This is a genomic window from Pseudomonas sp. UBA6323 (assembly GCF_002439135.1).
Classification (GTDB): Bacteria; Pseudomonadota; Gammaproteobacteria; order Pseudomonadales; family Pseudomonadaceae; genus Aquipseudomonas.
Window position 1 is genome coordinate 107731 of the sequence record NZ_DJSX01000011.1, and the last position, 11458, is coordinate 119188.

The window sequence follows — 11458 nt, forward strand, 5'->3', positions numbered from 1 at the left end:
GACGCACCGAGGTCTGAACAACTCGGTTCAGCGTGCTATCTGGTAGCGGGTGCTGCGCCCGCCGCCGGGCAGCCGCTCGATGCAGCCTTTTTCCAGCAGGTCGCCCAAGTGACGGGTCGCGGTGGCTTTGGATATCTTGGCCACGGCTTGGTACTGGGCTGCGCTGATACCGTTTTCGAAGCCCCGTTCGCCGCCATCAAGCAGTCGGTTAAGCACTTTGACTTGCTCCGCCGATAGGGTTTGGCTGCGGTGTGCCTGCCAGAAGCGCGCCTTGACCAGCACGCGGTCGATACGAGCAAGGGCCTGCTCCAGGCTGTTGAGTAAGGTGGAGAGAAACCACTGCAGCCAGGGGGTGATATCCAGCTCGCCTTTCTGGCTGGCTTCGAGGATATGGTAGTAACCGGCGCGGTCGTCGAGGATGCTTGCCGACATGGCGTAGAAGCGGATGGCTTGTTGCTCGCCCTGAGCCAATGCCAGATCGGTGATGGCGCGCGTAAGGCGGCCGTTGCCGTCATCGAAGGGGTGCAGGGTCACGAACCAGAAATGGGCGATGCCAGCGCGCAGGAAGGGGTCAAGGCTGGCATCGTTGCGGCTGCTCTCGAACCAGACGAGAAAGTCCGTCAGTTGCGCTTCCAATCCTGCGCGAGGAGGGGCCTCGAAATGGACTGTCGGGCGGTCGATGCGTCCGGAAACGACCTGCATCGGCTCTTCGCCGCGCAATTTGCCGATGTGTAGCGGTCGAGCCAGCAGTTGGTCATCGGTGGGGAATAACCAGCGGTGCCAGGTGAACAGTCGCTGTTCGTCCAGCGGTTGTTGATGCGCATGGGTGGCATCGAGCAGCAGGTTTGCCAGGCCTTCGGAGCGGGACGTTGTGCGGTCTTCTTCGCTCAGCCCCAAGCGCCGCGCCAGTGATGAGCGCACCGAACCGACATTCAACTGCTCACCCTCAATGGCAGAAGAGGTGACGATGTTTTGAAGCATGGCATCCAGGCTGCTCTGCACTTCGGTGTCACTGCCCACCGCGCCGAGCATTCCCAACAAACGCCCCTGAGCCTGACTGCAAGCGCGCAGCAGCGGTGCCAGCGCTTCGGCTTGCCAGCTGAACTGTGGCCAGTCGGGCTGCTGCCAGATCCAGAGTGGGTCGTTCATAAGGGAGATTCGTCTATGAGCTGAATCGAGAGCCTATTCGGCTCATTTGGTGAGCCGATAATGCCGGCTATTCGGCTCAGTGTCCAACCAGTGCGAGTCAAGTACCAGCGAGACGACTCGCGATTCTGCTGCTGAGTGTGGACGAAATGTGGCTTTTTACCGGGGAAGGTGGCTTGTAGCCAGATACACAAAAACCGCGCAGTGCGCGGCTTTGAAGATGGTGGGCCCAGCAGGACTTGAACCTGCGACCAATCGATTATGAGTCGAGTGCTCTAACCAACTGAGCTATAGGCCCCCAGAAGGCCGGCGGATTATACCGGTGCGTTATCGCCAGCGCCAACCGCTTGACCAGGCGGGAGAAATTTCCGCATCACGGTGCCATGCCGGGGTGTCGAGACCAGAAAGCAAAACCCCCGGCCTGGGCCGGGGGTTCTAGTATCACTCGTCGAGGAAGGAGCGCAGGTGCTCGCTTCGCGTCGGGTGACGCAGCTTGCGCAGCGCCTTGGCTTCGATCTGGCGGATACGCTCACGGGTGACGTCGAACTGCTTGCCCACTTCCTCGAGGGTGTGGTCGGTGTTCATGTCGATACCGAAGCGCATGCGCAGGACCTTGGCTTCACGGGCAGTGAGGCCGGCCAGCACTTCGCGAGTGGCTTCCTTGAGGCTTTCGACCGTGGCCACGTCGATCGGGGACTGCATGGTGCTGTCCTCGATGAAGTCGCCCAGGTGCGAATCTTCGTCGTCGCCGATCGGGGTTTCCATGGAGATCGGCTCTTTGGCGATCTTCAATACCTTGCGGATCTTGTCCTCGGGCATTTCCATGCGCTCACCCAGCTCTTCCGGAGTGGGCTCGCGACCCATTTCCTGCAGCATCTGACGGGAGATGCGGTTGAGCTTGTTGATCGTCTCGATCATGTGCACCGGAATACGGATGGTGCGCGCCTGGTCGGCGATCGAGCGGGTGATCGCCTGGCGGATCCACCAGGTGGCGTAGGTCGAGAACTTGTAGCCGCGACGGTATTCGAACTTGTCCACCGCCTTCATCAGGCCGATGTTGCCTTCCTGGATCAGGTCGAGGAACTGCAGGCCGCGGTTGGTGTACTTCTTGGCGATGGAGATGACCAGACGCAGGTTGGCCTCGACCATTTCCTTCTTGGCGCGGCGAGCTTTCGCTTCACCGATGGACATGCGACGGTTGATGTCCTTGATCTCGGCCAGGCTCAGGCTGCACTCGGCCTCCAGATCGGCCAGCTTCTGCTGGCAGCGCTGGATGTCGCCCTGCAGGTTGCCCAGAGCTTCGGCGTACTTGGCCTTGCCTTTGGCCAGGTCGCCAGCCCAATCCATGTCGATTTCGTTGCCCGGGAACAGGCGCAGGAAGTCGGCACGCGGCATGCGCGCATCACGTACGCACAGCTGCATGATGGCGCGCTCTTGCGCACGCAGGCGGTCCAGGGCATCGCGCACCTGGGTGACCAGGGCTTCGTACTGTTTGGGCACCAGCTTGATCGGCATGAACAGCTCGGCCAGGGCGGCCAGCTCTTCGATGGCCTGCTTGCTGCCACGACCATGCTTCTTCAGGGCCTTCTGGACTTTGTCCTGCTGCTCGGCCACGGCGGTGAAACGGCGAGCCGCTTCTTCCGGGTCCGGGCCGCCATCGCCTTCTTCTTCCTCGTCGTCGCCGTTCTCGTCTTCTTCTTCGTCGTCGCTTTCTTCAGCGGCGGCGCCTTCCTTGACGGGAACAGGAGCGGCAGCTTCGTCAGGCACGCTGCCGTCATCCGGGTCGATGTAGCCACTGAGGACTTCGGCCAGGCGGCCGCCTTCGGTGGTGACGCGGTTGTATTCGGCGAGGATGCCGTCGACAGTGCCGGGGAAGTGAGCGATGGCGCTCATGACTTCGCGGATGCCTTCCTCGATGCGCTTGGCGATTTCGATCTCGCCTTCGCGGGTCAGCAGTTCCACGGTACCCATTTCGCGCATGTACATGCGCACCGGGTCGGTGGTGCGGCCAATATCGGTCTCAACGGCGGCGAGGGCGGCAGCGGCTTCTTCTGCTGCAGCCTCGTCGGTGTCGGCTTCGGCCAACAACAGGGCGTCCGCATCCGGAGCACTCTCGAATACGTTGATCCCCATGTCGTTGATCATGCGGATGATGTCTTCCACCTGTTCCGGATCGGAAATATCTTCCGGTAGGTGGTCATTGACCTCCGCGTACGTCAGGTAACCCTGCTCGCGACCACGGCTGATCAATTCTTTCAAACGAGATTGCTGTTGCGCTTTTACGGACATAACACCCTATCCACTGAAGGTCTTGGCGGGCTGAAAACAAGCCGAGGATTATACCTCGGTTTTGGCTCTAGGCGCCAGTTGGGGACTTGCTGCTCGGTGAGGAAGTGAGGCTGTAGTGCTCTCTGAGCAATGTCTTTTCCTCGTCTGTGAGCTCGCTGGGGCTTTTATGAATGATGCTGCGGAGCGCCTTTTCACGCCGCCTCTGCGATTGACTATTTGCAAGTGTAGTAATGGTGTCGAAAAACTGCTGTTCAAGGTTGTCGCCCTGAATCAGCCATTCCTTTTCTGCCAGTGCCCTTAGCAGGCGACCTTGCTCGGTGCCGTGCCAGCGGGCGATTAGTTGCAGCGAGCGCAAGTTGGGCGCCTTCTGCAGAGCGCCGACCAGCGCTACGAGAAGTTGCGCGTAGGTGTCCTCTTCGTCGGCGAAGTGGCTGACATCCTGGACCTTTTGCGCCAGCTGCGGATGGTGCAGCAGGGTGCGCAGGGCGATCAGATGTGGTGATTCGACGCTCACCGCAGTACGCGGGGCACGTGGCGCGAAATCGCCCTTGCCCTTCTTGCTCCATTTGCCGCCGCCGTCTTTCTTCCAGCTGCCTTTGCCGCCTTCGTTATTGCGCTCGTAATGTTGCTGCTGGGGCGGGGCGGGCTGCTCGTAGCCGCCGACGTCCGGCAGATTGTCGTAGTAGCCGCTATCGGGAATGTCGCCGTAATCCGGGTAGTCGCTGCTGGGCGCATGGTTGGGTGTGCTTGGCGCATGGCTGCGTGGGGCGCTGGCGACCTGGCTCATGGCTTCGCCGGAAAGACCGGTGATCTCGCTCAGACGCTGGCGCATCAGGGCGCGTAGGTTGTTGCCGGGAATCTTGTCGATCAACGGCGCGGCCAGGGTCACCAGATGCGCCTTGCCTTCCAGCGAGCGCGGGTCGGCTTCTTCGCACAGTTGCTGGAAGAAGTAGTCGGCCAGTGGCTGGGCATGCTGGTTGATGCGCGCGCGGAAAGCATCGGTGCCTTCGGCGCGTACCAGGGTGTCCGGGTCTTCGCCGTCGGGCAGGAACAGAAAGCGTGCGCGGCGGCCATCTTGCAGGCTCGACAGTGTCGACTCCAGGGCGCGCCAGGCGGCGTTGCGCCCGGCGGCGTCGCCGTCGAAGCAGAACAGCACGCTGGGCACGATGCGGAACAGGCGCTTGAGGTGCTCTTCGCTGGTGGCCGTACCCAGGGTCGCCACGGCATTGCGCAGGCCCTGCTGGGCGAGGGCGATGACGTCCATGTAGCCTTCGACCACCATGATCTCGTCGAGATCGCGGTTGTGCTTGCGCGCCTCGAACAGGCCGTAGAGCTCCTGACCCTTGTGAAATACCGGAGTCTCAGGCGAGTTCAGGTACTTGGGCTTGTCGTCGCCCAGTACGCGGCCGCCGAAGGCGATCACCCGGCCACGGCTGTCGCGGATGGGGAACATGATGCGGTCGCGGAAACGATCGTAGCGCCTGCCGTTCTCGGCGTTCTCGATCAGCAGGCCGGCGTCGATCATGACTTTCTGCTGTAGGGCGTCGGCGCCCAGATGCTTGAGCAGGTTGTCCCAGCCGGGCGGGGCGAAACCGATGCCGAAGTCGCGGGCGATCTCGCCGGTCAGGCCGCGGCCCTTGAGATAGTCCACGGCGTACTTGCGCTGTGGATGGCTTTTCAGGGCCTGGCGATAGTGCTCGGCGGCGGCATTGAGCAGCGGATAGAGCGGCGAGTCGACCGGCTGCCTGGGTTTGTGTCCGCGGCCGCTTTCCTCGCGCGGCACGTCCATGCCGGCGCGCTTGGCCAGTTCCTCGATCGCCTGGGGGAACTCCAGTTGATCGTGGTCCATGACGAAGCCGAGGGCATTGCCGCCGGCGCCGCAGCCGAAGCAGTAGTAGAACTGCTTGTCCGGGCTGACGGTGAAGGAGGGCGTCTTTTCCTTGTGGAAAGGACAGCAGGCGCTGTAGTTCTTGCCGGTCTTCTTCAGCTGGATGCGCGAACTCACCACATCGACGATGTCGGTGCGGTTGAGCAGGTCATCGATGAAGGATTGCGGGATCAGGCCGGCCATAGGCGCTCAGCATACTGCCCGGCGCAGGCGCTGGACAACGGATGGGTAGAAAAGCAAAAACTCCGCTCACTCGCTAAGCGCGAGGCGGAGTTTTCAAATGCAATGCCCGGCATAAGCCGGGCATTCGAGCGTGGCGTGTACGTTATTAGTACAGGCGAACGCTGCGGCGCTGCTCGCGCTGCACTTTCTTGGCGTGACGCTTAACAGCGGCAGCTGCTTTGCGCTTACGCTCAGCGGTCGGCTTTTCGTAGAATTCGCGGCTGCGAACTTCAGCCAGTACACCGGCTTTTTCGCAGGAGCGCTTGAAACGACGCAGGGCTACGTCGAAGGGTTCGTTCTCTTTAACTTTGACGGCTGGCATCCAGGTCGTACCTATCTTTAATTACCGGTTTCAACGCGTGCCCGGCAGATGGCTCGGGATGCGTCGGTTTTCAAGGGTTGCGGATGTTACCGCCTCGTCGCGCGGAATGCAAAGCCCTTAGGTCGAAAAGCGCTGGTCGCTCCGCCGGGCGGCGCTTATCATGCGCGCCTTTGTTCCACGCGGCAAACCAAGGTTCAAGCTCTATGCTCGTACTGGGATTGGAAACTTCCTGCGATGAAACCGGCGTCGCGCTCTATGACAGCGAGCGCGGCCTGCTGGCTGACGCCCTGTTCAGCCAGATCGACCTGCACCGTGTGTATGGCGGCGTGGTGCCCGAGTTGGCCTCGCGTGATCACGTCAAACGCATGCTGCCGCTGATCCGCCAGGTGCTGGATGAAGCGGGCAAGCAGGCCAGCGATATCGATGCACTGGCCTACACGGCGGGCCCCGGCCTGGTCGGGGCGCTGCTGGTGGGCGCTTCCTGCGCGCAGGCGCTGGCCTTTGCCTGGGGCATTCCGGCCGTCGGCGTGCACCATATGGAAGGTCACCTGCTGGCACCGATGCTGGAAGAACAGCCGCCGGCCTTTCCGTTCGTCGCCTTGCTGGTGTCCGGCGGCCACACCCAGCTGGTGCGGGTCGATGGCATCGGTCAGTACCAATTGCTCGGCGAGTCGCTGGACGATGCCGCCGGTGAGGCCTTCGACAAGACTGCCAAGCTGATGGGGCTGAATTACCCCGGCGGGCCGGAGATCGCCAAACTGGCGGAGCAGGGCACGCCGGGGCGCTTCGTCTTCCCGCGGCCGATGACCGATCGCCCGGGCCTGGATTTCAGTTTCAGCGGCCTGAAGACCTTCGCCCTGAATACCTGGCAGCAATGCCGTGCTGGCGACGACGACCTCGACCAAGCCCGTCGCGACATCGCGCTGGCCTTCCAGCAGGCAGTGGTTGAGACTCTCACCATCAAGTGCAAGCGCGCACTCAAGCAGAGCGGGCTGAAGAGCCTGGTCATCGCGGGTGGCGTGAGCGCCAACAAGGCGCTGCGTGAGCATCTGGAACGTATGCTGGGTGAAATGAAGGGCAAGGTGTTTTACGCGCGTCCGCGATTCTGCACCGACAACGGTGCGATGATTGCCTATGCCGGTTGCCAGCGTCTGCTGGCCGGGCAGCATGAAGACCTGGCGATCAAGGTGCAGGCGCGTTGGCCGATGGAGTCGCTGCCAGCGATTTGATAAAGGATGTCTGTAGGAGCGGCTTCAGCCGCGATTTTAGCGGCTGAAGCCGCTCCTACAGATTGATCAAAAACGCCGTTCGCGACCAGCGAACAGATCGCGCAGATTGCTGCGGTGGCGCCACACGATCAAACCGGTGAGTACGCAGGCCGGTAACAAGGCCGCCGGTTGTTGCCAGGCCAGCAGTGGTAGCGTCAGCGGCGTGGCGATCAGCGATGCCAGCGAGCTGGTGCGGGTCAGCAGGAACACCAGCGCCCAGGCCGCCAGAGCAAGCAAGGCGGCCGGTGGATAGAGGCCGAGCAACATGCCGGCGGCAGTGGCCACGCCCTTGCCGCCACGAAAACGGAAGTACAGCGGGTAAAGATGGCCGACGACCGCCGCCAGCCCGATCCAAGCCTGCTGGTGCAGGTTGAGGCCGAACAGCTTGGCGATCAGGATCGGCAGCAGGCCCTTGAACAGGTCGCCGATCAGCGTCATGACGGCGAGTTTCTTGCCGGCCACGCGCAGCATGTTGGTGGCGCCGGGGTTGCCTGAGCCACTGGCACGCGGGTCAGGCCCGCCAGCGAGTCGGCTGAGCAGGATGGCGAAGGACAACGAACCGAGCAGGTAGGCAAGGATTGCCAGAAGCCAGAACATGGTGGCCATTCCAGGGCATGGGGTGGCCCGATTCTAACGAGGTGCAGCGCCCTTGTCGTGGCGCGGAGAGTACGGTGGACAGAGTATTTATCGAGGGGCTGGAAGTCGACACGGTGATCGGCGCCTACGATTGGGAGCGCGACATTCGCCAGTGCCTGCGTCTGGACCTGCAGATGGCCTGGGACAACCGCCCGGCCGCAGCGGGTGATGACCTCAATCTGGCGCTCGACTACGCCAGCGTGTCCACGCGCATCCAGGCCTTCGCGGCCGAATCGCAGTTCATTCTGGTCGAGACCTTCGCCGAGCGCCTGGTGCAGCTCCTGATGGATGAGTTCGATATTCCCTGGATTCGCCTGAAACTGACCAAGCCCGGTGCAGTGCCGGCCGCACGTGGCGGCGTGGGTGTGGAGATCGAGCGCGGATGCCTCTGACTCGCGTCTATCTCGGCCTCGGCAGTAATGTGCAGCGTGAGGCTCACCTTGCTGCCGGGCTCGATGCATTGGCTGGCCTGCTCAGTGACATGCGCTGCTCGCCTGTCTTCGAAAGCCATGCGGTGGGCATCAAGAGCGGCAATTTCTTCAACCTGGTGGTGGTCGGCGAAACCGCGCTGCCGCTGCTGGAGCTGGATCGCCGGCTGAAGTTCATCGAGGCCGATAACGGCCGCTACGCGCCGGACCGCAAGGGCCTGCCGCTGGATATCGACGTGTTGCTGTATGGCGAGCAGGTCGGCAACTTCAACGGCTTGATCCTACCGCGGGCGGAAATTCTCAAGAACGCCTTCGTGCTCTGGCCGCTGGCCTTGCTGGCGCCGCAGGTGTGTCACCCGCTCGATGGTCGTTCGTTCGCCGAACTCTGGGCCTCGGCGCAGATCAATCAGCAGTTATGGCCGGCCGCCTTCCAATGGCGCGGCGCCGAGTTGACGCCGGCCGAACTGCTGCAGGCGCGCTCTTCGTAGCCCGGATGCAATCCGGGAGAACGGACGCTGGGAATATCCCGGATTGCATCCGGGCTACGGGTTGGCGTTGACCGGTAGGAGCGGATTTATCCGCGAAAAGGCGGGCCGCGGAGCTGTGATGATCGCGGCTGAAACGGAATGCCGCCCAGCCGCTCCTACGCGGCGTGCTGTTGTTTGTAGGCCTTGAGCGCTAGCAGGCGTTCGCGGTTGAGCGCCTCGCCCAGCTCCGCGCCCTTGAAGCCCTTCTCCAGTAGCGGCTTGACCGCCACCTGCCTTGCTACCTCGGCGGCGCCCAAAAGGTAAGCGGCTTGCGGGTAGTCGCGTTGTTCCAATCCCTGGCGGCCGCGGGCATCCATCTCACAAGCAGCGACGAATTCGGCGAAGCGCTGCGGGCGGCGGAACACGTCGAAGCGCTGTAGCAGCTCGAGCAGCGTCGAGGGGCGCAGTTCCAGTGCGCGGTGGCCGTGGGTATGAAACTCGCCCACCAGCGCTGCCAGCTCGGCGCAGTCGCGCGGTGCCTTGCAGCGCTCGTTGATCGCATGGATCAGGCGCAGCCCCTTGTGCTCATGAGCGATATGCCGCGGCCATTCGGCCTCCGGCGTCAGCCCCTTGCCGACATCATGCAGCAGGCAGGCCCAGCGCACGTTAAGTGGCTGGTCGTGCTCCGCGCACTGGCGCAGCACACTCAGCACATGCTCGCCGGTGTCGACTTCGGGGTGATGCGCCTGCGGTTGCGGCACGCCGAACAACTTATCCACTTCCGGCAGCAGCGCTGCCAGGGCGCCGCAATCGCGCAGCACCTGGATGAACACGTCCGGGCGCGGCTCCATCAGGGCACGGGAAATTTCCTTCCAGCTACGTTCGGCGGTGAGATGGCGCAGTTCGCCGGACTCCGCCAGTTCGCGCATCAGTTCCAAGGTTTCTGGCGCGACGTTGAAGCCGAGCGGGGCGTAGCGTGCGGCGAAGCGGGCGACGCGCAGTACGCGCAGCGGATCTTCGGCGAAGGCCGGGGACACGTGGCGCAGCAGGCGTGCCTGAAGATCCTGCTGACCGCCGTAAGGATCGATAAGCCCGCCATGATCGTCTTCGGCCATGGCGTTGACGGTCAGGTCGCGGCGGGTCAGGTCGTCTTCCAGCGTGACGTCGGGGCTGGCGTGAAAGGTGAAGCCGCCATAGCCGCGGCCGCTCTTGCGCTCGGTGCGTGCCAGGGCATATTCCTCGCCCGTCTGCGGATGCAGAAACACGGGAAAATCGGCGCCAACCGGGCGATAACCGAGCTCCTGCATCTGTTCTGCACTGGCGCCGACCACGACCCAGTCCACTTCGCTGACGGGGCGGCCGAGCAGGCGATCACGCACTGCGCCGCCGACTTTGTAGATCTGCATAGGTGTTCCTCCACTGAGTGCAGAGGATACCGAAGATCGAGAGAAGGCGGCCGGTAAGCGATCAAATAGGCGGGATGACCAGGTCCAGCCGTGGGTATTCGTTGTCGCTCTCTGCGCTACCACGTGGCGGCACATGCTGAGTGGTGATCAACTGGTCGCCCTGGCACACCTCCAGGTGGATATCGAAACCCCATAGGCGATGCAGGTGCTTGAGCACCTCGCCGGTGGAGTCGCCCAGAGGCTTGCGATCGTGTTGCTGATGGCGCAGGGTCAGCGAGCGATCGCCGCGGCGGTCGATGTTCCAGATCTGCACGTTGGGTTCGCGGTTGCCCAGATTGTATTGCGCTGCGAGCAGCTCGCGGATGGTGCGGTAGCCGGATTCGTCATGGATGGCCGGCACCAGCAGCTCGTCTTTCTGGTCGTCATCGAGGATGCCGAACAGCTTGAAGTCGCGAATCACCTTGGGCGAGAGGAATTGCAGGATGAAGCTCTCGTCCTTGAAGCTGGTCATGGCGAACTTGAGGGTGGTCAGCCAGTCGCTGCCGGCAATGTCCGGGAACCAGCGTTTGTCTTCATCGGTGGGCTCCTCGCAGATACGGCGAATGTCGCGGTACATGGCGAAGCCCAAGGCGTAGGGGTTGATGCCGCTGTAGTAGGGGCTGTCGAACGGCGGCTGGTAGACCACGCTGGTGTGCGATTGCAAAAATTCCATCATGAAACCGTCGGTGACCAGGCCCTCGTCGTACAGGTCGTTCATCAGGGTGTAGTGCCAGAAGGTGGCCCAGCCTTCGTTCATGACCTGGGTCTGGCGCTGCGGGTAGAAGTACTGGGCGATCTTGCGCACGATGCGGATCACCTCGCGCTGCCAGGGCTCCAGCAGCGGCGCGTGCTTTTCCAGAAAGTAGAGGATGTTTTCCTGCGGCTCGGCGGGGAAGCGCTTGTTGTCCTTCTCGCTGCCCTTGTCCGCACTTCTGGGGATGGTGCGCCACAGATCGTTGATCTGCTTCTGCAGGTGTTCCTCGCGTTCCTTCTGGCGCCGCCGCTCTTCTTCGGCGGAGATGGGGTAGGGGCGCTTGTAGCGGTCGACGCCGTAGTTCATCAGCGCGTGGCAGGAGTCGAGCAGTTCCTCCACGGCGTCGATGCCGTAGCGCTCCTCGCACTGCATGATGTACTGCTTGGCGAACACCAGGTAGTCGATGATCGAGCTGGCGTCGGTCCAGGTGCGGAACAGGTAGTTGCCCTTGAAGAAGCTGTTGTGGCCATAGCAGGCATGGGCGATCACCAGCGCCTGCATGCAGATGGTGTTTTCTTCCATCAGGTAGGCGATGCACGGATCGGAATTGATCACGATCTCGTAGGCCAGGCCCATCTGGCCGCGCTTGTAGC

10 protein-coding genes and 1 tRNA gene are annotated in these 11458 nt (G+C 62.6%); 3 read left to right on the forward strand and 8 right to left on the reverse strand.

Annotation, left to right across the window (positions count from 1 at the left end; genetic code table 11):
• Positions 1-27: 27 nt before the first annotated feature.
• From B3P22_RS03645 to rpsU, 5 genes are all read right to left on the reverse strand, one after another.
• A complete protein-coding gene (locus B3P22_RS03645; protein ID WP_296269932.1) occupies positions 28-1149 on the reverse strand; it encodes a Fic family protein in 1122 nt (373 codons plus the stop codon).
• Between the two features lie 218 nt (positions 1150-1367).
• Positions 1368-1444, reverse strand: a tRNA-Ile gene (locus B3P22_RS03650).
• Between the two features lie 143 nt (positions 1445-1587).
• Positions 1588-3435, reverse strand: coding sequence for an RNA polymerase sigma factor RpoD (gene rpoD / locus B3P22_RS03655; protein ID WP_197856904.1), 1848 nt, complete (start codon positions 3433-3435; stop codon positions 1588-1590).
• 67 nt (positions 3436-3502) lie between these two features.
• The gene (gene dnaG, locus B3P22_RS03660; protein WP_296269933.1) at positions 3503-5506 is read right to left on the reverse strand and encodes a DNA primase; all 2004 of its coding nucleotides are present in this window, start codon (positions 5504-5506) and stop codon (positions 3503-3505) included.
• A gap of 145 nt (positions 5507-5651) precedes the next feature.
• A complete protein-coding gene (gene rpsU / locus B3P22_RS03665; RefSeq protein WP_003290642.1) occupies positions 5652-5867 on the reverse strand; it encodes a 30S ribosomal protein S21 in 216 nt (71 codons plus the stop codon).
• 203 nt (positions 5868-6070) lie between these two features.
• Between rpsU and tsaD the strand changes: the two genes are divergently transcribed.
• A complete protein-coding gene (gene tsaD / locus B3P22_RS03670) occupies positions 6071-7096 on the forward strand; it encodes a tRNA (adenosine(37)-N6)-threonylcarbamoyltransferase complex transferase subunit TsaD (RefSeq protein ID WP_296269934.1) in 1026 nt (341 codons plus the stop codon).
• Positions 7097-7162: 66 nt separating this feature from the next.
• Here the strand turns inward: tsaD and plsY are convergent, their stop codons facing one another.
• Positions 7163-7732 carry a glycerol-3-phosphate 1-O-acyltransferase PlsY gene (plsY, locus tag B3P22_RS03675; protein ID WP_296269935.1) on the reverse strand — a complete coding sequence of 190 codons (570 nt, stop codon included), beginning with the start codon at positions 7730-7732 and terminating at the stop codon, positions 7163-7165.
• A gap of 74 nt (positions 7733-7806) precedes the next feature.
• Between plsY and folB the strand changes: the two genes are divergently transcribed.
• Positions 7807-8163 (forward strand): dihydroneopterin aldolase, encoded by a 357-nt coding sequence (folB, locus tag B3P22_RS03680; protein WP_275547427.1) that lies wholly within the window; start codon positions 7807-7809, stop codon positions 8161-8163.
• Complete coding sequence (gene folK, locus B3P22_RS03685) at positions 8154-8687, forward strand: 2-amino-4-hydroxy-6-hydroxymethyldihydropteridine diphosphokinase (protein WP_296269936.1); 534 nt, start codon at positions 8154-8156, stop codon at positions 8685-8687. The genes folB and folK overlap by 10 nt, the downstream gene beginning before the upstream one ends.
• 155 nt (positions 8688-8842) lie before the next feature.
• On the opposite strand, the gene B3P22_RS03690 is transcribed toward folK, so the two are convergent.
• Together B3P22_RS03690 and B3P22_RS03695 are read right to left on the reverse strand one after the other, a co-directional pair.
• On the reverse strand, positions 8843-10072 hold the full coding sequence (locus tag B3P22_RS03690; protein ID WP_296269937.1) for a multifunctional CCA addition/repair protein: 1230 nt from the start codon (positions 10070-10072) through the stop codon (positions 8843-8845).
• A 61-nt stretch (positions 10073-10133) separates the two neighbouring features.
• On the reverse strand, positions 10134-11458 hold a 1325-nt coding region (locus B3P22_RS03695), incomplete at its 5' end, for a SpoVR family protein (RefSeq protein ID WP_296269938.1).

What these genes read in the sequence shown, in the direction of transcription:
- B3P22_RS03645 (WP_296269932.1), bottom strand. Translation starts at nt 1,149, where the DNA reads ATGAACGACCCACTCTGGATCTGGCAGCAGCCCGACTGGCCACAGTTC.
- rpoD (WP_197856904.1), bottom strand. Translation starts at nt 3,435, where the DNA reads ATGTCCGTAAAAGCGCAACAGCAATCTCGTTTGAAAGAATTGATCAGC.
- dnaG (WP_296269933.1), bottom strand. Translation starts at nt 5,506, where the DNA reads ATGGCCGGCCTGATCCCGCAATCCTTCATCGATGACCTGCTCAACCGC.
- rpsU (WP_003290642.1), bottom strand. Translation starts at nt 5,867, where the DNA reads ATGCCAGCCGTCAAAGTTAAAGAGAACGAACCCTTCGACGTAGCCCTG.
- tsaD (WP_296269934.1), top strand. Translation starts at nt 6,071, where the DNA reads ATGCTCGTACTGGGATTGGAAACTTCCTGCGATGAAACCGGCGTCGCG.
- plsY (WP_296269935.1), bottom strand. Translation starts at nt 7,732, where the DNA reads ATGTTCTGGCTTCTGGCAATCCTTGCCTACCTGCTCGGTTCGTTGTCC.
- folK (WP_296269936.1), top strand. Translation starts at nt 8,154, where the DNA reads ATGCCTCTGACTCGCGTCTATCTCGGCCTCGGCAGTAATGTGCAGCGT.
- B3P22_RS03690 (WP_296269937.1), bottom strand. Translation starts at nt 10,072, where the DNA reads ATGCAGATCTACAAAGTCGGCGGCGCAGTGCGTGATCGCCTGCTCGGC.